This window comes from Burkholderia sp. 4NA327C6 (genome assembly GCF_005502655.1).
GTDB classification, from domain to species: domain Bacteria; phylum Pseudomonadota; class Gammaproteobacteria; order Burkholderiales; family Burkholderiaceae; genus Burkholderia; species Burkholderia contaminans.
Window position 1 is genome coordinate 14,372 of record NZ_SCNZ01000058.1, and the last position, 21,896, is coordinate 36,267.

The 21,896-nt window shown below is 67.2% G+C and carries 18 protein-coding genes; 7 read left to right on the plus strand and 11 right to left on the minus strand.

The features are described from left to right. Positions 1-41 precede the first annotated feature (41 nt). Both FFS49_RS36255 and FFS49_RS36260 read left to right on the plus strand, forming a co-directional pair. Positions 42-854 carry a nucleotidyltransferase domain-containing protein gene (locus FFS49_RS36255; RefSeq protein ID WP_137910264.1) on the plus strand — a complete coding sequence of 271 codons (813 nt, stop codon included), beginning with the start codon at positions 42-44 and terminating at the stop codon, positions 852-854. A gap of 259 nt (positions 855-1,113) precedes the next feature. Further along, the gene (locus FFS49_RS36260; protein ID WP_171026887.1) at positions 1,114-2,262 is read left to right on the plus strand and encodes a DUF1176 domain-containing protein; all 1,149 of its coding nucleotides are present in this window, start codon (positions 1,114-1,116) and stop codon (positions 2,260-2,262) included. A 9-nt stretch (positions 2,263-2,271) separates the two neighbouring features. Here the strand turns inward: FFS49_RS36260 and FFS49_RS36265 are convergent, their stop codons facing one another. Beyond that, positions 2,272-2,940, minus strand: a complete 669-nt coding sequence (locus tag FFS49_RS36265; protein ID WP_137910266.1) for an O-methyltransferase — start codon at positions 2,938-2,940, stop codon at positions 2,272-2,274. Positions 2,941-3,072: 132 nt separating this feature from the next. On the opposite strand from FFS49_RS36265, the gene FFS49_RS36270 reads away from it, so the two are divergent. Beyond that, the gene (locus tag FFS49_RS36270) at positions 3,073-4,368 is read left to right on the plus strand and encodes an aminotransferase class I/II-fold pyridoxal phosphate-dependent enzyme (RefSeq protein ID WP_137910267.1); all 1,296 of its coding nucleotides are present in this window, start codon (positions 3,073-3,075) and stop codon (positions 4,366-4,368) included. A gap of 181 nt (positions 4,369-4,549) precedes the next feature. Beyond that, positions 4,550-5,275, plus strand: a complete 726-nt coding sequence (locus tag FFS49_RS36275) for a hypothetical protein (RefSeq protein ID WP_071333035.1) — start codon at positions 4,550-4,552, stop codon at positions 5,273-5,275. 22 nt (positions 5,276-5,297) lie between these two features. On the opposite strand, the gene FFS49_RS36280 is transcribed toward FFS49_RS36275, so the two are convergent. Further along, positions 5,298-5,801 carry a hypothetical protein gene (locus FFS49_RS36280; protein ID WP_137910268.1) on the minus strand — a complete coding sequence of 168 codons (504 nt, stop codon included), beginning with the start codon at positions 5,799-5,801 and terminating at the stop codon, positions 5,298-5,300. A gap of 323 nt (positions 5,802-6,124) precedes the next feature. Between FFS49_RS36280 and FFS49_RS36285 the strand changes: the two genes are divergently transcribed. Further along, positions 6,125-7,285: a porin gene (locus tag FFS49_RS36285; RefSeq protein ID WP_137910269.1), complete on the plus strand. Its 1,161-nt coding sequence runs from the start codon at positions 6,125-6,127 to the stop codon at positions 7,283-7,285. Positions 7,286-7,484: 199 nt separating this feature from the next. Here the strand turns inward: FFS49_RS36285 and FFS49_RS36290 are convergent, their stop codons facing one another. Then, a complete protein-coding gene (locus FFS49_RS36290) occupies positions 7,485-7,889 on the minus strand; it encodes a hypothetical protein (protein WP_224755897.1) in 405 nt (134 codons plus the stop codon). 141 nt (positions 7,890-8,030) lie between these two features. On the opposite strand from FFS49_RS36290, the gene FFS49_RS36295 reads away from it, so the two are divergent. Then, the gene (locus tag FFS49_RS36295; protein ID WP_039349334.1) at positions 8,031-8,318 is read left to right on the plus strand and encodes a DUF4148 domain-containing protein; all 288 of its coding nucleotides are present in this window, start codon (positions 8,031-8,033) and stop codon (positions 8,316-8,318) included. A 79-nt stretch (positions 8,319-8,397) separates the two neighbouring features. On the opposite strand, the gene FFS49_RS36300 is transcribed toward FFS49_RS36295, so the two are convergent. The 5 genes from FFS49_RS36300 to FFS49_RS36320 form a co-directional block, all read right to left on the minus strand. Further along, positions 8,398-9,828: a heavy metal sensor histidine kinase gene (locus tag FFS49_RS36300; protein ID WP_137910270.1), complete on the minus strand. Its 1,431-nt coding sequence runs from the start codon at positions 9,826-9,828 to the stop codon at positions 8,398-8,400. Further along, the gene (gene irlR, locus FFS49_RS36305; protein WP_071333040.1) at positions 9,825-10,508 is read right to left on the minus strand and encodes a heavy metal response regulator transcription factor IrlR; all 684 of its coding nucleotides are present in this window, start codon (positions 10,506-10,508) and stop codon (positions 9,825-9,827) included. Before irlR ends, FFS49_RS36300 begins: the two co-directional genes overlap by 4 nt. Further along, positions 10,508-13,720 (minus strand): CusA/CzcA family heavy metal efflux RND transporter, encoded by a 3,213-nt coding sequence (locus FFS49_RS36310; RefSeq protein WP_137910271.1) that lies wholly within the window; start codon positions 13,718-13,720, stop codon positions 10,508-10,510. Before FFS49_RS36310 ends, irlR begins: the two co-directional genes overlap by 1 nt. Before the next feature lie 125 nt (positions 13,721-13,845). Further along, the gene (locus FFS49_RS36315) at positions 13,846-15,312 is read right to left on the minus strand and encodes an efflux RND transporter periplasmic adaptor subunit (protein WP_137910272.1); all 1,467 of its coding nucleotides are present in this window, start codon (positions 15,310-15,312) and stop codon (positions 13,846-13,848) included. 34 nt (positions 15,313-15,346) lie between these two features. Then, positions 15,347-16,660, minus strand: coding sequence for a TolC family protein (locus FFS49_RS36320; RefSeq protein WP_137910273.1), 1,314 nt, complete (start codon positions 16,658-16,660; stop codon positions 15,347-15,349). Positions 16,661-16,998: 338 nt separating this feature from the next. Between FFS49_RS36320 and FFS49_RS36325 the strand changes: the two genes are divergently transcribed. Continuing rightward, positions 16,999-17,451 (plus strand): OmpA family protein, encoded by a 453-nt coding sequence (locus FFS49_RS36325; RefSeq protein WP_137910274.1) that lies wholly within the window; start codon positions 16,999-17,001, stop codon positions 17,449-17,451. Between the two features lie 142 nt (positions 17,452-17,593). Here the strand turns inward: FFS49_RS36325 and FFS49_RS36330 are convergent, their stop codons facing one another. From FFS49_RS36330 to FFS49_RS36340, 3 genes are read right to left on the minus strand one after another with little or no spacing between them, the layout of a single operon-like run. Beyond that, on the minus strand, positions 17,594-18,784 hold the full coding sequence (locus tag FFS49_RS36330; RefSeq protein ID WP_137910275.1) for a phosphotransferase: 1,191 nt from the start codon (positions 18,782-18,784) through the stop codon (positions 17,594-17,596). A 42-nt stretch (positions 18,785-18,826) separates the two neighbouring features. Continuing rightward, positions 18,827-19,459 carry a nicotinamide riboside transporter PnuC gene (pnuC, locus tag FFS49_RS36335; protein ID WP_071333045.1) on the minus strand — a complete coding sequence of 211 codons (633 nt, stop codon included), beginning with the start codon at positions 19,457-19,459 and terminating at the stop codon, positions 18,827-18,829. Positions 19,460-19,518: 59 nt separating this feature from the next. Then, positions 19,519-21,750, minus strand: a complete 2,232-nt coding sequence (locus FFS49_RS36340; protein WP_137910276.1) for a TonB-dependent siderophore receptor — start codon at positions 21,748-21,750, stop codon at positions 19,519-19,521. Between the last annotated feature and the right edge of the window lie 146 nt (positions 21,751-21,896).

The following is a 21,896-nucleotide window of genomic DNA, read 5'->3' on the forward strand; positions in this document are numbered from 1 at the left end:
GAGGGCCGGCGGCCGCGCACAACGAAAAGGAAGCAACAACAATGAAAACGGAAAAATTGACGACCGTGCGCAGCGCACATCCGGTCGACCCGGCCGTGCGGGCGCGCGTGATGGCGGAGCTTGAAGAAGTAGAGCGCCGCCACGACGTGAGCGTGCTTTTCGCGTGCGAATCGGGCAGCCGCGGCTGGGGGTTCGCATCGCCGGACAGCGATTACGACGTGCGCTTCGTGTATGCACACAAGCGCGACTGGTACCTGAGCGTCGAGTCGCAACGCGACGTGATCGAGCGGCCGCTCGACGACGAACTCGACGTCAGCGGCTGGGAACTGCGCAAGGCGCTGCAACTGCTGCGCCGCTCGAACCCGACGCTGCTCGAATGGCTCGACTCGCCCGTCGTGTATCGCGAAGACGCGCGCTGGGCGCCGCGGCTCAGGTCGCTCGCGTCGGCGTTCTTCTCGCCGGTGCGCGGGCGTCACCACTACCTCGCGATGGCGAAGAAGAACTTTCGCGGCTATCTGCACGGCGACACGGTGCGTTACAAGAAGTACCTGTACGTGCTGCGGCCGCTGCTCGCGGTGCGCTGGATCGACGCGGGGCTCGGGATGCCGCCGATGCGCTTCGTGGATCTCGTCGACGGCACCGTGCACGAGCCGGCGGCGCGCGCGGAACTCGACGCGTTGCTCGCGCTGAAGATGAGCGCGAACGAAAGCGAGTACGGGCCGCGCCGGCCGGCGATCCACGCGCTCGTCGAGACGATGCTCGCCGATGCCGAGCACGATCGCGAATACAAGCGGCCGTGGGGCGACGTGGCGATGCTCGATGCGTTCCTGCGCGACGTGGTCGACGGACGATGAAAGGTGAACGGCGCGATGCCTGAGGGCGTCGCGCCTTTTTTTTCACCCGCGCTTGTCCGCCCCATGCCGGCCAGCAACCGCCGTGCCCGCACACTACGCGTCGTCGTCGCGATCGCAACACATTGCGGCGGTATACTCGACGCTGTTCCGTAACGCGCGCCGCCGCATGCGCCGCAGCCTTCGACCCGCGCCGCTTGCTGACGACGCGCTTGCAGTCCGACGTCTTCCGCCCGCCCTTCCACAGTCGATACGAACCGTCATGTCGCACCGCCTTTCGCTCGCCATCGCCACCCTCCTCGCCGTTTCCCCGCTCGTCGCCCAGGCTCGTCCGCTTGCGCGGCCGCCGGTCGAGCGCGATTTCAAGAACTGGTCGGTCGTCTGCGACAACGGCAACCGTTGCATTGCCGAAAGCCACGCCGACGATATCGACGACGCACGCACCCGGCTGATCCTGCGCGTGACGCGCGATGCGGGCCCGGACGCACAGGCCTCGCTCGACCTCTACGCGTCGGCGCCGCTGGACCTGCGCACCGCACGCGTGGATGGCCGCCCGTTCGATGCCATGGCGGCCCAATGGCATGCATTCGGCGGCAAACCGGACGATGACGACGCGCATCCATTCCGGATCCGCACCAACGATCCGGCAACGGTTGCGGCATGGCTCACCGCCTCGCGCAATGCACAGTTGCTGAGCTTCGGCGATCCGGCGTCGGCGCAAACCGCCCGCACGCCGTTGACGGGATTGAATGCCGCGCTGCTGTTGATCGACGACACGCAGGGCCGGGTCGGCACCGTCACCGCGCTGCTGCGCCCCGGTACCCGGCCCGCGTCGTCGGTACCGGCCGCACCGGCACTGCCGCCCGCCGTCACGCCGGCACCGGCCGTCGCGGACCTGTCGGCCGCCGAGCAACGCCCGCTCGTCGACGCGGTGCTTGCGAAGTTCGGCGGTGACGTGAAGCAATGTGCGGCCGACGTCGAAGACGAAATGTCGGCGAGCGATCGCCGGAAGGCATCGCGCGCCGTGGCGATCTCCGCCGACGAGGCACTGGTTGCGATACCGTGCCAGACCAGCAGCATGTATAACCACACCGACCTGTGGTATCGCGTGCGACGGACGGCGCCCTTCACGCCGACGGCGATGAATTTCGGCGAGAACGCGAACGCGGGGCTCGATTCGGCGTCGTTCGCGAACGAACTGACCGAGGCCGGCTACGATTCCGCCAACGCGACGTTGTCGAGCAAGGTGAGGCTGCGCAGTGCCGGTGATTGCGGCTCGACCGCGTCATGGATCTTCGACGGCCGGCGCTTCGTGCTCGGCGACATCGCGACGCACGGCACCTGCAACGGCCTGTTCGACGATCAGTGGCCACGCCTGTATCGACGGGCCGATGCGGCAGGAAGCCGCTGACGCATCACCTCACGCGCCGACGATCGAGATCGAGAACCCGTCCCAGCCCTTCTGGCCGACCGTCTGCACGGCGGTCGTCGTGAGGTTCGGTGCAGCCGCGAGACGCGCGAACCCGTCGCGCACGCCGACCACGTCGGGTTCGCGATTGCCCGGATCGGCCACGCGCCCGCCGCGCACGACGTTGTCGACGACGATCACCGTGCCGGGCCGCGACAGCTTCAGCGCCGCGTCGAGATAGACCGGGTTGTTGTCCTTGTCGGCATCGATGAAGATGAAATCGAACGGTGCTTCACCCGCGTCGACGAGCCGCGCGAGGCTATCCTTGGCACTGCCGACCACCACCGTCACGACTTCCGCGAACCCGGCACGCGCGATGTTCCGCGTCGCGACCTTTGCATGCTCCGGGTTCAGTTCGAGCGTCACGAGCGTGCCGCCCGGCGGCAACGCGCGCGCGAGCCAGATCGTGCTGTAGCCGCCGAGCGTGCCGACCTCGAGAATCCTCCGTGCGCCGCGGATCGTCGCGAGCAGTTGCAGCAGCTTGCCCTGGTTCGGCGCGACGTTGATCGCGGGCAGCCCCGCCGCGTCGCTCGCCGCGAGCGCGGCGTCGAGCGCGTCGTCGGATGGCACGAGCGTCGCGGAGAAATACGCATCCACCTGGTTCCACTGGTCCTGATTCATCACGCCCCCCTTGTTTGCGGAACAGGCATTTTATGCGCCGCCCCGCCATAAGCAACAAACCATTCGTTCTAAGGGCAGGTGCGCACGTGCTCCTATAATCGCTCGACCACCACAACAACAGACGGAGCACCCATGACCGATCAGGCCGCATCGAACTGGCGCCTCGAAACCATCGCCGTGCACGGCGGTTATCGTCCCGACCCGACCACGCGCGCGGTCGCCGTACCGATCTACCAGACCGTTGCGTACGCATTCGACGACACGCAGCACGGCGCCGACCTGTTCGACCTGAAGGTCCAGGGCAACATCTACACGCGGATCATGAACCCGACGACGGACGTGCTCGAGCAGCGCATCGCCGCGCTCGAGGGCGGCATCGGCGCGCTGGCGCTCGCATCGGGGCAATCGGCCGTCACGTACGCGATCCAGACGATCGCCGAAGCCGGCGACAACATCGTGTCCGCGAGTTCGCTGTACGGCGGCACCTACAACCTGTTCGCGCATACGCTGCCGCAATACGGGATCACGACGCGCTTCGCCGATCCGCGCGACCCCGCGTCGTTCGAGCCGCTGATCGACGCACGCACGAAGGCGATCTTCGCGGAATCGGTCGGTAACCCGCTCGGCAACGTCACCGACATCGCCGCGCTCGCGGAAGTCGCGCATCGCCACGGCATCCCGCTGATCGTCGACAACACGGTGCCGTCGCCGTACCTGCTGCGCCCGTTCGAGCACGGCGCGGATATCGTCGTGCACTCGCTGACGAAGTATCTCGGCGGGCACGGCACGAGCCTCGGCGGCGCGATCGTCGATTCGGGCAAGTTCCCGTGGGCCGAGCATGCGCACCGCTTCAAGCGGCTGAACGAACCCGACGTCAGCTATCACGGTGTCGTCTACACGGAAGCGTTCGGGCCGGCCGCGTATATCGGCCGCGCACGCGTGGTGCCGCTGCGCAACATGGGCGCGGCCATTTCACCGTTCAATGCGTTCCAGATCCTGCAGGGCATCGAGACGCTGGCGCTGCGCATCGAGCGGATCAGCGACAACGCGCTGAAGATCGCGCAGCATCTCGCACGCCACGAAAACGTCGAATGGGTGAACTACGCGGGCCTGCCCAATCACCCGGACCATCCGCTCGTCGCGCGCTACCTGTCGGGCCGCGCGCCGGGCATCCTGACGTTCGGCGTGAAGGGCGGCCGCGACGGCGGCGCGAAATTCCAGGACGCGCTGAAGCTGTTCACACGGCTCGTCAATATCGGCGACACGAAGTCGCTCGCCACGCACCCGGCATCGACGACGCACCGGCAACTGTCGCCGGCCGAACTCGCGAAGGCCGGCGTGAAGGAAGAAACGGTGCGGCTGTCGATCGGCATCGAGCATATCGACGACCTGCTCGCCGATCTCGACCAGGCGCTCGCGCAGCTTTGACCGCCACGGGCGCACCGGCTTGCCGGTGCGCCCTGCATCGAACGGGTTGACCTTGAAGCGGCTTCAAGGTGTTCAATCGCCGGTTGGTGCCGGGGCTACGCCCGGCGTACACGAACCGTACAATGCAGCGGGCAGCATGATGCTGAGCCCGCTGCGGTACGCCAACCGTCCGAGAGGCCTCATGACACCGACCGCGAAGCTCGCGCTGCTCACGTTACCGCCCTTGCTGGCGGCCTGTTTCGGTGCCCTCGCGGCCGCGTGGCGCTCACCCGGCCCAAAGACTTCCAGCGTCATCCAGCATTTCACCGGCGGCATCGTGTTCGCAGCCGCCGCGCTCGAGCTGCTGCCGCAGGACCGCGCGCACGCGCTGTTTCCGGTCGTCGTCGGCTTCGTGCTCGGCATCGCACTGATGCTCGCGGTCCGCGCGCTGTCGGGCGCGATCGAGACGCGCTTCGAAGCGGCGCGGCTGCCCGTGAGCCTCATCGTCGTCACCGCGATCGACCTCGTCATCGATGGTCTCGTACTCGGGATCGCGTTCTCCGCGAGCGACGAAAGCGGGATCATCCTGACCGTCGCGCTGACGCTCGAGGTGCTGTTCCTCGCGCTGTCGGTCAGCGCGGCGCTCGCGGCCGCCGGCATCGGCCGCCTGCTGTCGATCGTCGTACCGGTCGGGCTCGCGGCGCTGCTGAGCATCGCGGCCGTGGCCGGTAACGCCGCGTTCGCCGGCCTTCCTCCCAACCTCTACGCAGCGCTGCTCGGGCTGGGTACCGTCGCGCTGCTGTACCTCGTCACCGAAGAACTGCTGGTCGAAGCGCATGAGGTACCTGAAACACCGTTCGCAACGGCAGCGTTCTTCATCGGCTTCATCGTGTTCTTCCTGATCGAAGGATCGGTGAAGGCAGGATAAGCCGCGCACGACCACACGCCGGCTACCACGTGGTCGCGCCCGTCGGATACGTATCGACGATGCGCGTGCCGTTGACGGGCGTCACGCCCTCGTTGCGCAGCGCGGCCCACAGGTCGATCGCATGTTCGCGCGACTTGCGGCTGCCGTCGTCGGTCAGCACGTTCAGCGCGATCACTTCGTCGCCGGACGTCAGTTGCAGTTGCTCCTTCAGCTTGCGCGACTGATGCGACGCGGTGCGGATATCGCCGAGCAGGATCCGTTTCTCCGCGCCATTCGATCCGCCGCCTGCATCGGCCGGCACGAACGTCAGCCGGCCGTTGCCGACCTCGCATTGCCCGCGCGTGAACGTCGCGCTCCACTCGCCGGCCGGCACGGCCGCGAACTCGCAGCGCATCCGCTCGCTCGCGCGCCGGCCGACGTCATGCGCCGACGCGTGCGACAACGCTCGCTCCGGCCAGCCGGCCGCCATCGCGGCCGTCGACATCAGGCACGCCGCGAGCACGATTCCTTTCGCTAAATGGCGCATGGCACTCTCCTCTTCGCGTTTGCTGGAAATCCGTGACAGGAGCGTTCACTTTGAGCCGGCAGCGGTGCGGAATCGTGATCGCAGCATGACGGTTTCGTCACCACCTCGACACCGTATGCGTCGCACTACGAACGACAATTCGTCGCGCATTTCCGCACGCATGACGCGGCGATGACATTTTTCTCATTTGTCCCTCACCTTCACGATCCGAACGGTTTCCAGAATCGGCAGCGCCATCGCGACATTCCGCGCCCGCCGGCACCCCGCGCGGCACGAAATCGATCGATGCACGAAACGATCATCTTGACCTTCAGGGGCACACCATGAAAACTCCAGTTCGGCTCGCCATGATGTCGGGTGCGCTGCTCGCGACCGCTCACGCGGCCCACGCATCGGAAGTCACGTTATACGGCCTGTTCGATACGTCGTTGACGTACGTATGGAACGCCAACGCGGACGGCAGGAATCTCGTCGGCCTCGGCAACGGCAATCTGCTCGGCAACCGCTTCGGGGTGAAAGGCTCGGAAGATCTCGGCGGCGGGCTGAAAGCGATCTTCACGCTGGAAAACGGCTTCAATCCGAACACCGGCGCGCTCGGGCAGGGCAACCGGATGTTCGGCCGCCAGGCATTCGTCGGCCTCGAAAGCGCACGCTGGGGCACGCTGACGCTCGGTCGCCAGTACGATGCACTCGCGGATGTCGCGTGGCCGGTCACAGGCGACTTCTACTTCGGCAGCGTCTACGCGACGCCCGGCGACGTCGACAACTACGACACGTCGTCGCGCACCGACAACGCGGTGAAATACACGTCGCCCGTGATCAACGGACTCCAGTTCGTCGGCATGTATGCGCTCGGCGGCGTGGCCGGCAAGAGCGGCGCCGGGCAAACCTGGTCGGCTGGCCTGTCGTACAGCAACGGCCCGGTCGACGTGGCCGGCGGCTACTACTACGCGGCCAATCGTTCGTCGCTCGCCAACGGCAACCGGACCGGCTGGAACGGCACGTCCGACGGCACGTTCGACGGGTCGCTGGTCAACGGCGGCTACATCTCCGCGAAATCGATCGGCATCGCGCGCGGCGCATTGCGCTACAACTTCGCGCCGTTCGCGATCGGCATCGACTACAGCAACGCGCTGTACAAGGCCGATGCGATGTCCGCGTTCCGCAGCACGCAGAAGTACGACACCGCACGCGGCTTCTTCAACTACCAGGCGACGCCCAGCCTGCTCGTCGGCGTCGGCTACAGCTACACGCGCGCCCGTGGCGATACGGGCGCAACCTACCATCAGGTGTCCGCCGGCGCCGACTACGTGCTGTCGAAGCGCACCGATCTCTATGCAGTCGGCGCATGGCAACGCGCGAACGGGGAGCAGCGCACGCTCGACGGCGGCACGCAAACGGCGCAGGCGTCGATCGGCTCGTATGGCTACGGCGGAACGCGCACGCAGGGTATCGTCAATCTCGGGTTGCGCCACCGGTTCTGACCGCAGCGGCATGACGCGCGCCGCGTGACGAAAATTTCATGTTCCGATCAGGTTCGCGAAGCGTCGTATCGCTACGATCGGAAACGTGACGGGCAGCGCCCGTTCCAGACCACGCAAGCGAGTCGCTGCCGCACGGCACGTCACGCGTTAGGCCCGGACACGTCGAGTGCCGGGCCTTTTTTTGATCGCGCGCCGACGATCAGCGCGTTGAAGTGCGTTGCGGAAACAGGCAGTTGTGCGTCTTTACGTACAGGTTCGGATTGCCGCAACGATGCCCGGCGTAGTCGATCTGCTCGCCGGGCATGAGATCGGCCGGCACCGGCTTTTTCGCAGCGGCGGGCGCGGCCTGCGCAGTAGGCTGGGTGCCGGAACGTGTCGATGCGCAGCCCGAGAACAGCGGGACGATCAGGACTGCGATCAAGGCTAGGCGAATGGCGGGACGATGCACTTTTCGGTCCGGAAGGAAAGTCTGAACGACACCGCACGCGTTCCATACAGCGATCGCGAACGGCATGAATGCCGCCGGCCACATCGACCATCGGCGGACTTCATGTTCCGCTTCCCGCTCATCGCGCCCGTGACCCGAACATGACGATTGCGTCATGTCGGTCGCGTCCGAACGGCACCGCCCCTCATCACGCAATCTGACGCATTTTTCATCTCGCGATCACGATCACGCACGGCTGCTTTCGCATACTGGGTCCATGGTTCGCCACCCGGCGGCCGTGATCAAGGAGAGCACTCGATGAAAACCGCAAAGCTCGCAGCACTGTTCGTCACCGCCACGCTGTCGCTCGGCATGGCCACGCAGGGCGCATTCGCGCAGACGCAAACGCAGGGCAAGACCCGCACGCAGGTCGTCAATGAACTGAAGCAGGCGCAGCACGACGGCGTCGTGCCGGTGAGCAAGACGCAGTACCCGCCGACCGGCGAGCTCGTCGCGCGCAACAAGGAGCTGCATGGAATTTCGGTGCATGGCGGCGAGAAGAAGCCGCAGACCGACAACCACGACAACCTGACCGCGCAGAGATGATGCCCGGTCATACGACCGCAAGCGGCGCGCCGCGCACGGCCGCCTCATGGCGAACGCGCGGGCGTGCCCACCGGCGGTGTCAGGTATGGATGGCCGCCGGCCGTATCGGCTCGGCCGGCCGGCGCGGAAAGCGCAGCCAGAACGTCGTGCGCCGGCCGGGGTCGCTGTCGACGCCGCATTCGCCGCCGTGATTGTCCATGATCGACCGGACGATCGCGAGCCCCAACCCCGTCCCCTGCGCCGAGTTGTGCCGGGACGGATCGATGCGATAAAAGCGCTCGAAGATCCTTCCGACGTGCCGGGCCTCGATGCCGGGCCCCGTATCCGACACGGCGATCGTCGTCGCCCCGCCCTGCTCCATGCAATCGATCGTCACGATGCTGCCGCGCGGCGCGTAGGCCAGCGCATTCGACAGCAGGTTGCTCAGCGCGCGCTGGTACAGCGTCAGGTCCGCGTCGACCCACGCATGGCCGTCGACCTTCACCGTCACGCCGGCATCCTCCGCCAGCGGCTCGTAATAGCCCGCGACGCGCCCCGCCTCTTCCGACGCATCCAGGCGCCGCACGCTGATCGACGTGCCGGCCTGCTCCGATCGCGCGAGGAACAGCATGTCCTCGATCATCCGCGACAACCGCTGGTATTCGTCGATGCTCGACTCGATCACGTTCCGGTATTCGTCCGCGCTGCGCGGCTGCGACAGCACGACCTGCGCGGCCGCCTGCAGGTTCGTGAGCGGCGTGCGCATGTCGTGCGCGAGATTCGACGAGAACTGGCTCAGCCGCGTGAACGATTCGTTCAACCGCTCGAGCATGCCGTTGAACGCGTGCTCGAGCTCCTTCAGTTCGCCGGCCGTATCGAGCGCCGGCAGCGGATGGGCGAGCCGGCTCGTCGACATCTGTTCGGCGCGCGCCGCGAACCGCCGCAGCGGGCTCAAGCCGAGCGCCGCGATGCCGTATGCGATCACGGCCGCGAGCACCACGCCGAACACCTCGATCACGACGATCGTATAAGCATGCGTGCGCAGCAGCAGCACGTCGGCGCTGCGGTCGTACTGCACCACGACACGCACCACGGGAACACCCGTGCCCGCACCGGCAAGCGGCACATTCGTCACCAGATACTGGTGCCGCGTGCCGGGTGGCGCGACGCCGACCGGCACGCGGCCCGCATCCAGCGACATCAGCGGCCCATACGGGCGGAAGCCGGGCGTGCCGACCAGACGCGCCCCCGTGGCATCGAAGATTGCGAGATCCATGTTCGGATGACCATGCAACTGGTCGATCCAGATGTCGATGTTGCGCGCGACGTCGGCCGTCGAGCGTGCTTCGGCCAGATGCGCGCCCAACGCGGCGGATATGCCGGCCATCTGCTCGGCCGCCGTCGTGTCGACGCGATTGCTCAGCGCCTCGTACAGCGCGACGCCGCTCGACGCGAGGATCACCGACGTCGACAGGATGATCAGCGCGGTCAGGCGTCCGCGCAGCGTGCGCGGCAGCAGGCGCGCGATCATGCCGCGTTGCCGCCGCGCGCCTCGAGCACGTAGCCCATGCCGCGCACGGTGTGGATCAGCTTCGGGTCGTACGCGTCGTCGATCTTCGAGCGCAGGCGCCGGATCGCCGAATCGACGACGTTCGTGTCGCTGTTGAAATTCATGTCCCACACCTGCGACGCGATCGTCGCGCGCGGCAGGATCTCGCCCTCGCGGCGCATCAGCAGCCACAGCAGCGCGAACTCCTTCGCGGTCAGCAGGATCGTGTCGCCCTGCCGGGTGGCCTTGCGGCGGGTGAGGTCGAGTTCGAGATCGGCCACACGCAGCGTGTTCGAATCGCGCGGCTGGCCGCGCCGCAGGATCGACTTGATGCGCGCGGTCAGCTCGACGAAGTCGAACGGTTTCGCGAGATAGTCGTCGGCGCCGAGCTCGAGCCCCTTCACGCGATCGCCGACATCGTCGCGCGCGGTGAGGAACAGCACGGGCGTCGACTTGCTGCGCCGCAGGTTCTGCAGCAGCGTCCAGCCGTCCTGGCCGGGCAGCATCACGTCGAGCACGAGCAGGTCGTATTCCTCGGTCTCGGCCTGATGCTGGCCCGTGATGCCGTCCTCGACCCAGTCGACGACATAGCCGGCCTCGGTCAGCCCCTTGCGCAGGTACGCGCCCGTCTTCGGTTCATCCTCGACAATCAGAATTCGCATCACGCATTACCCTTGAAGAAACCCAGCCGGCGCAGCACGCCCGAGCCGAAGCCGCCGCGCAACGCCGCGCGCCACGACACCGCATGGCTGACACGGTACAGCACCGGCAGCACCAGCAGCGTCAGCGCCGTGGACGACAGGATACCGCCGATCACGACCGTCGCGAGCGGGCGCTGCACCTCGGCGCCGGTGCCGGTCGCGAACGCCATCGGCAGGAAGCCCAGCGACGCGACGAGTGCCGTCATCAGCACCGGCCGCAGCCGCGTGAGCGCGCCTTCGCGCACGGCGGCCTCGAGCGGCATGCCTTCGTCGCGCAGGTTGCGGATGAACGAGATCATCACGAGCCCGTTGAGCACGGCCACGCCCGATAGCGCGATGAAGCCGACCGCCGCCGTGATCGACAGCGGAATCCCGCGCAACCACAGCGACACGACGCCGCCGCTCAGCGCGAACGGAATGCCGGTAAACACGAGCAGCCCGTCCTTCACATTGTTGAACATCACGAACAGCAGCACGAACACCATGAACAGCGCGAGCGGCACGACGAGCTTCAGGCGCTCGCTTGCGCTCTGCAGCTGCTCGAACTGCCCGCCCCACGACACCCAGTAGCCGGCCGGCACGCGCACGTCCTGCTGCAGCTGCTCGCGCGCATCGGCGACGAACGACCCGACGTCGCGGCCGCGCACGTTCGCGCTGACGACCACCCGCCGCTTGCCGTCCTCACGGCTGATCTGGTTCGGGCCCGGCGCGACGTCGATCGTCGCCAGTTCCGCGAGCGGCACGTACGGCGCTGCCGCGAGCGGCGCGCTGGCGCCGGCCGCCGGTGCGGGCAGCGCGATCGGCAGCCGCTTGATCGCCTCGATGTCCGAGCGCAGCTCGTCGGGCAGCCGCACGACGATGTCGAAGCGACGGTCGCCCTGGAACAGCGTGCCGGCCTTCTGCCCGCCGACGGCCGCGGCCACCGAATCCTGCAGGTCCGCAACGCTCACGCCGTAGCGCGCGAGCTTGTCGCGATCGAGGTTGACGGTCAGCACGGGCAGGCCGGTGGTCTGCTCGACCTTCACCTCCGACGCGCCCGGCACCTTCTGCAGCGCGGCCGCGATCTGCTCGCCGGTCTGGTTCAGCACGGCCATGTCGTCGCCGAAGATCTTCACGGCGACGTCGCTGCGCACGCCCGAGATCAGTTCGTTGAAGCGCAGCTGGATCGGCTGCGAGAACTCGTACGCGTTGCCCGGCAGCTCGGCGAGCGCTTCCTCGATCTCGCGCACGAGCTGGTCGCGCGGCTTCTTCGGGTCGGGCCACTTGTCGGCGGGCTTCAGCATGATGTAGCCGTCCGACAGGTTCGGCGGCATCGGGTCGGCCGCGATCTCGGCCGTGCCGGTGCGCGCGAACACGCGCTCGATCTCGGGGAAGCGCGCCTTCAGCGTCTTCTCGATCGACTTCTGCATCTCGACCGACTGCGACAGGCTCGTGCCGGGAATCCGCAATGCGGCAACGGCCAGGTCCCCTTCGTTCAGGCTCGGGATGAACTCGCTGCCGAGCCGCGTGGCCAGCCCGAGCGTGGCCAGCACGATCACGCCCGCACCGACCATCACGCGCGCCGGGCGCGTCATGAATGCGGCGAGCGCCGGCTCGTACGCGCGCCGCGCCCAGCTCATCAGCCGGTTCTCCTTCTCCTCGACACGCTCGCCGATGAACAGCGCGACAGCCGCCGGAATGAACGTGACGGTCAGCACCATCGCGGCCGCGAGCGCCATCACGACGGTAATGGCCATCGGGTGGAACATCTTGCCTTCGACACCTGTGAGCGCAAAGATCGGCAGGTACACGACCATGATGATCAGTTGCCCGAAGATCAGCGCGCGACGCGCTTCCTGCGACGCACCGAACACCTCCGCGAAGCGCTCGTCGCGTGTGAGCGGCCGGCCCGCGGCGGCCTGCGCGTGCGCGAGCCGCCTCACGCAGTTCTCCACGATCACCACCGCGCCGTCGACGATGATTCCGAAGTCGAGCGCGCCGAGGCTCATCAGGTTCGCGCTCACCTTCGCGTTCACCATCCCGGTGAAGGTCATCAGCATCGACAGCGGGATCACGAGCGCCGTGATCAGCGCCGCGCGCATGTTGCCGAGGAACAGGAACAGCACGGCGATCACGAGGATCGCGCCTTCGAGCAGGTTCTTCTTCACCGTCGCGACGGCCTTCTCGACGAGCACCGTGCGGTCGTACACGGGAATCGCCTTCACGCCCGCCGGCAGCGTGCGGTTCACGTCCTCCATCTTCGCGGCGACGGCTTTCGCGACCGTGCGGCTGTTCTCGCCCATCAGCATGAAGACCGTGCCGAGCACGACCTCTTCGCCGTCCGACGTCGCCGCGCCGGTGCGCAGCTCGCGGCCGATGTCGACCAGCCCCACGTCCTTCATCCGCACCGGCACGCCGCCGACGTTGGTCAGCACGATGCTGGCGATATCGTCGACGGTGCGCGCCTGGCCCGGCACGCGCACCAGATACTGCTCGCCGCGCTTCTCGATGTAGCCAGCGCCGACGTTGTCGTTGTTGCGTTCCAGCGCGCGCACGACGTCGGCGAGCGTCAGCCCGTACGACATCAGCTTGGCCGGATTCGGCGCGACGCGGTATTCCTTCACGTAGCCGCCGATCGAGTTGACCTCGGTCACGCCGCGCACGTTGCGCAGCTGCGGCCGGACGACCCAGTCCTGCAGCTCGCGCAGGTCGGCCGCCGTATAGCGCGTGCCGTCGGGCTTGCGCGCGTTGGCGTCGGCCTCGACGGTCCACAGGTAGATCTCGCCGAGGCCCGTCGACGTCGGCCCCATCGCGGGCGCGATACCGGCCGGCAGCTTGTCCTTCGCTTCCTGGATGCGCTCGTTGACGAGCTGCCGCGCGAAATAGATGTCGGTGCCGTCCTTGAAGATCACCGTGACCTGCGACAGCCCGTAGCGCGAGATCGAGCGCGTCTGCTCGAGGCCTGGCAAGCCGGCCATCACGGCCTCGACCGGATAGGTGATGCGCTGCTCGGCCTCCAGCGGCGAATAGCCGGGCGCGGCCGTATTGATCTGGACCTGCACGTTGGTGATGTCGGGCACCGCGTCGATCGGCAGCTTCTGGTAGCTGAACACGCCCAGCGCGGCCACGGCCGCGATCGCCAGCATCACGAGCCAGCGGTGCGCAATCGCAAAGCGGATCAGGCGCTCAAACATGACGGGATTCCTTGAAACGGGGCACGGTCACCCTCGACGGACGGGCCGCCCGGCCGGTCACCCGGCGGGCCGGAAAGCGGGTCGCATATCGGGCCGCGAGGCGTGCCACGGCACACACGTAATGCTCATTCATGTTCCGCGCTCCCCTTGCCGAGTTCGGCCTTCAGCACGAAGCTGTTCGACGCCGCGTATTCCTGGCCCGGCTTGAGCCCCTTCAGCACTTCGGTCGCACGTTCGTCGCGCCGGCCCGTTTCGACGGCTTGCGCGACGAAACCCTTCGACGAGCGCACGAAGACTGACGGTGCGCCGTCGACGTCCTGCAGCGCGTCGCTCGCGACCGCGAGCGGCACGCCCTGCTTGCCCGCATCGACCGACACGTTCACGAACATCCCGGGCCGCCACACGCCGTCCGGGTTCGGCAGCACGACGCGCGCCGGCGCGGTGCGCGTCTGTTCACCGAGCAGCGACCCCACGTACGCGATCGGGCCGCTCGAACGCGATTCGAACGCGGTTGCGATAACCGTCGCGTCGCGGCCGACCCGCACGTCGTTCAATCGCTGCGCCGGCACGGCCATCTCGGCCCATACCGTCGACAGGTCGGAGATCACGAACATGCTGGCATCGGCGGCGATCGCTTCGCCGGGCGTCGCGTGCTTCTCGACGATCGTGCCCGCGAACGGCGCGCGCAGTTCGTAGCGGTTCAGCGCGCCCGCGCCGACCGGTGCGTTCAGTGCAGCGAGCTTCTGCCGCGCGTTCTGCACGGCGATTTCGGCTTCACGCAACTGCACCTGAGCCTGCTGGTAGTCCTGCTCGGCCGAGATGCGCTCCTTCCACAGCGTGCGTTCGCGCTCGTAGGTCGCGCGAGCGCCCGACAGACGGCGCTCGGCCGTCAGCAGCTCGCTGCGCCGGTCGGCGAGATCGGTGCTCGCGATCACGGCCAGCACCTGCCCCTTCGCGACGTTCTGCCCGAGCGACACCGACACCTGCTCGACGATGCCGGCCACGCGCGGCACCACGTGCGCGGTGCGATCCTCGTTGAACTTGATCTCGCCCGGCAACTGGAACGGCGTCGCGATCCGCGCGGGGCCGACCTTCGCCAGCGCGATCTTCGAAGCCGCGAGCTGCGCGTCGGTCAGCGCGATCGCGCCGTCGGCGCGGGCGAACGGGAACGACGCCGATTCGTTGCCCGCCTTCACATCGATCGTCGCGTCGAACACGTGCGGCTTGCCGATCGACTGCGCGGACACGAACTTCTGGCCAGCCGCGTCGAAACGCAACGGCTCGTGCGTGCGGTCGTAGCGAACCAGCGTGCCGGACACGGTGACGCCCTTGTCGGCCGGCTTGCCGTCGACGAACGGATAGACGATGAGGCGCGCGTCGCCGGGCTTCTCCGTCATCACGATTTCGACGGACAGCTTGCCGCGCTTGAGCACGACACCGCCGCGCTCGCCGACGGCTTCGGCGGATGAAGCGGCTTCGGCCGCGGCCGAGCCGTTGCCGCCGCTGTTGCGCGTGACGCCGAGTGCGCCGATGACGATCCCGGCACTGCCGAGCACGACCGCCGCGATGATCATGATTCTGCTGCGTGACATGGTGATCCTTCAGGTAAAAGTGGCGTCCGTTGCGCTATTGCGCGACCGGTGCGAGCGGCGTGCCGACGAGCCGGCCGATGTCGGCGCGGGCCGTATGGGCATCGGCGAGCGCGCGCACGTATTGCGACTGGCCCTGGAACAGCGTGCGCTGCGCGTCGAGCACGTCGAGGAAGCTGAACTTCCCGAGCTCGTAGCCGCGCGACATCGCGTCGAGCGCGAGACGCGCGGCCGGCAGGATGTCGGACTTCAGCCGCTGCGCTTCCTGCGCGGCGGCTTCGAAATTCGCGTACGCCTGCGTGAGGTCCAGCCGCAGGCGCGTGCGTTCGCGATCGAGATCGGCATTCGCGCGCGCGGCCTTGTGCGTCGCCTCGAGCAGCGCGCCCTTGTTCGTGTTGAACAGCGGAATCGGGATCGACACGCCGACCACCGCCTGGTTGTCCGGCACGCCGCCCGTGGTCACGCGTTTCACGCCGGCACTGATCGTCACGTCCGGAATGCGCCGCGCACGTTCGAGCGACACGGCCGCGTTCGAGCGCAGCATTTCGGCGCGCGCGATCCGGGCAAGCGGAGAATCGTCGAGCTGCGCGGTCAGCGCGGACAGCGGCTCGACCGGCGGCACGGCTTCGAGGTCGCCCTGCACCGCAAGCCGGCCGTCGCCTGCTTCGCCCATCACCGCGTTCAGCTTCTCGCGCGCAACCTCGACACGGCCGCGCGCGGTCACGACTTCGATCTGCACGCCGGCCGCCGCCACGTGCGCCTTGGTCGCCTCGACCGGCGACACCTTGCCGGCCTGTGCGCGGCGGCTCGCGAGATCCGCGGAGCGCGCGGCGATCGCGGCCGATTCCTCGGTCACCTGAAGCTGGCGCTGCGCGGCGAGCAGCCCGTAGAACGCGGCGATCACGTCGGCGCGCACGACGGCGCCCTGCTCGTCGAGCGATGCATTCGCCGCTTCCCTGCCGTACGACGCGACATCGAGCCGCGCGCTGCGCTTGCCGCCGAGTTCGATCGTCTGGTTGATCAGCGCGGTCGACGTGCGCTCGGCGCGACGAAATCCTTCCTGCAGGAACGACACTTCGGGATTGGGACGCGCACCGGCCTGCATCAGTGCGCCGGCCGACGCATCGACGTCCGCGCGGGCGCCGCGCAGCGCCGGATTGTTCCGGGCCGCGACCGATAGCGCATCGGCAAGCGTCAACGAGCGGGAAGGGAGCGTGTCGGGGGGCGGTGCGCCGATCGGCGCGGCGCTGCCGGAGGCAGCCGGGGCCGGCCCCGGCGACAGCGACGGCTGCGCATGAGCCGTCGCGGCCATCGCGAAGACGATGGCCACGGCGAGGTTGAGCTTGAGCATGTTCGGTTCTGCGGTAACGGTTCGCGACCGATGCTACGGTCCGGCCGCAGTGCGAACATGAGGCGAAGATGATATTTCCGTCATATTCGGCGCGCGGTACTCGCCGAATCGATGGGCATATCTGCCCTGATAGCCAACCGTACGCGACGTCCACGCTCACGCGAGCGATCCGACTATGCCGTCAAAGTTCATCGGATTCGTCGCATCGTTCCCGATCATTCGATTCGGTCACGTCAAAATCATAGAAATATTCTGCATTCGAAAATTTCGAACGAGTTCTATAGACATAGTCACTCGAAAATATGATTTTTCAAGATTCCGGGAACACGAACGCAACCATGCTCAGAATAATTTTCACGGCACTAATCGCCCCCATCGCAACGTCGTTCTTTTTCTTCACAGATGCTGCAGCAAAATGCCAGGAATCACAAAATCTGCCGTCACAGCAATTTTTCGTTGCATTCCCACCCAACAGTCACGAAGTCTCCGAATCCGAACGAATGCGAATTGCACGATGGGTCTTGGCAATGAACACAAAATATCCAATACAAAACTGGATAGACATCATTGGCAGCGCGTCAAGAAATGAAACCTCCCCCGATCGACTCGCAACGAAACGTGCTGCCGCGACGGCGAAGTTGATCATAGACGATGGCTTGATCAACGCGCCACTTCAGATAAAAACGCAAATTTATCCAGTCAACAGCACAACCGTATCAACGTCGGAAACCCGTGAGGTCACCGTTCAAGTGAGCCCCGGCTGCCTCGACAATTGCTGTACGGGCCATTGACACGAACGCCGCCGCGCTTGCGTTTAACCCCACATATCCAGCGCTTTCGTGCGGGGACCCATCGAATCTATCCGGCAAGATTCCGATTTTCAAATCGATAATGATTCGAGCGAAATCGAAGCTATCAGGGGGTTCTCGAGGATCAGACAGCCCCTTGCTTCGCGCGCCGTCGCTGCAAGAGCCAGTCGAGCAATTGCCGCCCGTCGCGCTCGCCGAACCAGCGAGCGTGACCGAACAGGTAACCGTCGTACGCTATGTCGACAATGGCCGGCGCATCGATGATGCAGCCGAAATAAGCGACTTCCGACAGCGCGAACTCCGTATGCACGATCGGCAGCAGTGCGACCAGCGCCGCGTAGGCTTCGTCGCTCAGCGGTTCGAGCGATTCGTAGCCGTCGAGCAGTGCGTCGATCTGTGCGTACTCGACGCGCCGTGCATCGGCCGGCGCCATCCAGTCGACCGTATTGCGCTCGATCGCGAGTGCGAGATCCATCACCGCACAGGTGCGATCCGACAGCCCGAAATCCAGCACGGTCCGCACCTGCGCGCCAGGTCCTGCCTCGGTCCACAACAGGTTCGACGCATGCCAGTCGCCGTGTGTCCACAACGGCGTAAGCGCGGGCAGCAACGGAACGAGGCGTGCGTGATACGGGCCGATCGCGTCGGCCACGTCGCCGCGCCAGTCGCGCGCACCGAGCGCGCGCACGAGCAGCGGCTGCGCGTCGACCCAGCGTTCGAGCGCGCCCGCCAGATCGGCGGACGACAGCACGCGAAAGCTCGACAGTAGGGTCCGCACGGGCCGCGCCGGCGCATCGTAGCCGGCCGACGCGCGATGCAGCTCCGCCAGCGCGCGGCCGGCCGCGTACGCGTGCGAAGCATGCGTAAACGGCTGCCACGACATCACGCCGCGATACGGGTCGACGCCGGGCGCGCGCACGTGCACTTCGTAGGTCCAGTCGCCGGACGCGAATGCGGTCGCGCCGTCGCGGTCGGCAAGAATATCCACCACGGGCATCCCGCGTTCGCGAAGATGCGCGATGAAGCGATGCTCTTCCTCGAGCCCTTCCACATCGCGCAGGCTCACGTGATGACGCTTGACGAACAGCCCTCGCCCGTCCGTCATCTGGACCAGGACGGCCGCCGCGAACTGCCGCGGGCTGTGCCATGTGAGCCGCGCCGGCTCGCCGGCGCCGTCGATCCGTGCGATCACCGCCGCCACCTCGTCGTGTGTCATCAGCGGCCAGTCGCGCTCGGCCTGTTCGCCGTCGACACCGAATTGCGGCGGCGCGACGTCACGCGACAGGGATCCGTCCGGCTCGAGTGGGAATGACATGAACGACGTTGCTCCGTGGTTGAATCCGAATCGGCGCGTGAATCAGCGCGCGCCGCCGCCTGTTGCCAGCGCACCGCCGGCCGCCGCGCGCAGCGCCGCGGCCGTGCGGCTCCAGTCGCGCCAGCCGACGACGGCCAGCCCGATGAACAGCGCATAGAGTCCGGCCGTCAGATACAGTTCCTTGAACACGAACATCCCGACGTACACGACGTTCACGACGATCCACAGCCCCCACGACGCGATGTAGCGCCGCGCGGTCCAGTATTGCGCGACGAGGCTGAACGCGGTCAGCGACGCATCGACGAACGGCAGTGCGGCATCGGTCCAGCGCGCCATCATGCCGCCGAGCAGCGCGCTGCCGACGACGGCCGCGATCAGGTCGGGCAGCATCTGCATCGGCCGAACGCCCGTGACGGGTGCGACATCCCCCGCCGGTGCCGCGCCGCCATTGGCCTCGCTCGCACGCTGCGCGAGCCAGCGCTGCCAGCCGTACACCTGCAGCACCGCGAACGCACCCTGCAGCAGCATGTCCGAATACAGCTTCGCGTCGAAGAAGATCCAGCCGTACAGCGCGACCGACACGAGCCCGACCGGCCAGCACAGCATGCGCCGCTTCGCGGTCAGCCAGATCGCGAGCGCGCTGACGATCACGCCGGCGATTTCGAGTGGGGACATCGTCTGTGCTCTCCAGGTTAGCCGCCGGGGCCGCACATCACGCGGCCGGTTCCGGACGATCAGAAATCATAGGTCAACGACACGCGCGCAGTGCGCGGCGCACCCGGGAACAGGTACGCATCGCCCTGCTGCTCGCCCGCGTCGCGCCAGTAGAACTTGTTGAACAGGTTGTCCACCGACACGCGCAGCACCGCGCGATGGCCGCCGATCTTCGTCGTATAGCGCGCGCCGAGATTGAACACGAACCACGACGGCACGCGCGCGGTGCCCTCCTCGTTCGCATTGCGGGCCGCGCTGTACTCGACGCCGCCCAGCACGTTCAGCCCCGCGACGCCCGGCACCGCGTAATCCGCATACACCGTCGCGCGCAGCGCCGGCACGTTGATGATCTGGTGCCCTTCGTACGCCGGCGAACCTGAATCGTACGCACGCGCACGAATCGCCGCGACGCTGGCCGTCAGCCCCAGGCGCTCGGTCACGCGCCCGGCCGCGCCGAGCTCGATCCCCTGGTGCCGCTGCGTGCCGCGCTGCACGAACGTGTAACTCGTGCCCGATGCGTCCGGGTCGGCGAACTGGAACGGCTTGCTGATCGAGAACACGGCGGCCGTGAGGCTCAGCCGGTCGAGCCAGTCGTATTTTGCGCCGACCTCGAACTGGTGCGATTCGACCGGCGGCAGGAACGCATACGCGTTGGTTGCACGCACGGGCGCCTGGTCGCCGAGCGACAGCGCCTTGCTGTACGACGCGTACAGCGACAGCACGTTCACCGGCTTGTAGACGAGCGCCACCTGCGGCAGGAACACCGAGCGGTCGGTATGCGTCGCGTCGCCGTCGAGGCTGCTCCAGCTGCGCTGGCGCAGCAGCACTTCCTTGCCGCCCGCGAGCACCTGCCAGTGTTCGCCGATACTGATGCGGTCGAGCCCGAACACGCCGTACTGCCACGCATCGAGGCGCGGATACGACGGGCCGGGCGAATTCGGCGACGGCGAGAACGTCGTGTCGGGCCCGTAGATGTTCTCGCTGCCCACGTAGTCGTACACGGCGTCGGCCATGCTCACGACGCGGCGCTGCGCGCTCACGCCGAGCGTCAGCTCGTGCCGCAGCGGGCCCGTGGCGAACTTGCCGGTCGTGACCGCGCGCAGGTCGTCGTTGCGACGATATTCGCCGGGGCTGCGGAAGTCGTACACGTCGTAGTCGCCGTTCGCGCCGAAGAAGAACGGCGACGTCGCACCGGCCGTGCAGCTCGCCGCATACGAGCAGCCGTACGCGAACGCGCTGTTGTCGTCGATCATCGTGCGGCTGCGGCCGGCAGCGATGTAGGCCTTCCAGTCGTCGTTGAACTGGTAGTCGAAGCGCGCGTTCAGGTTCAGCGCGTCGGTCGTCACCGGTTTCGCCCACGGCTGCGCGCCGAGCGCCTTCGACGTCGTCTTGACCGACGGCACGACGGTGCCGCCGAGCAGCTGATAGCCGGGGGCGGAGCGCTGGATCCACTGCTGGAATTCGGCGTTGAGCTGCAGGCTCGCACGCGGGCTGATGTCCCAGTCGGCGGCGATCGAGCCGAACGTGCGCCGTCCGTTCGTGCCGTCGATGTACGAGTGCATGTTCTCCTTCGCGGCATTGATCCGGAACCCGAACTGATTGTCGGGACCGAAGCGGCGGCCGAGATCGACGGCCGCCGACGTCGAGCCGCGGCTGTCGACGCCACCCGTCACGCTCGCGACGTTCGCCGAGCGCTTCGTCACGAAGTTGATCACGCCGCCCGGCGCGACGACGCCGCTGTCGATGCCGGCAAGCCCCTTCAGGATCTCGACGCGCTCCTTGTTCTCGAGCGGCACGTTCTGCTCGCCGGACACGGTCAGCCCGTCGATCCGGATCGCGCTCGCGAGATCGACCGGGAAACCGCGAATCGCGAAGCCCTCGAAATAACCGACCGGCGCATAGTCGTTGACGACCGACGCGTCATTGCGCACGACGTCGCTCAACCGCTTCGCCTGCTGGTCGTCGAGTTGCGCGCGCGTGACGACGCTCACCGACGCCGGCGTGTCGCGCAGCGGCGTGTCGTCGAGCCCCGCGACCGACGCGTTGCGTACGCGCAGCGCATTGCCGCGCTCGCCGCTCACCGTGATCGTCGGCAGCGTCGCGCTGCCGGCCGCCTCCGTGTCCGGCGCCGGCGTGTCGCCCTGCGCCGCGGCGGCCTGGGCCGCGAAAAGCGTGATGCCGAGACCGACGCCAAGCCCGACCTTCGCGCGCCGCCGCCGTGCGGGCGACGCTGTTGTTCTATTCACCGTCATTGTTCTGGATGGAAAACTCGCCACTCGACCCTGTCGAAACCCGTTACGAAGCTGCGAAGCGTGCCCGCGCGCGACATTCATCAGACGAACCGGACGATGCGGCACGCACGCGGGCCGCTCGGTCGGGAAGGCGCAGGATGGGACAT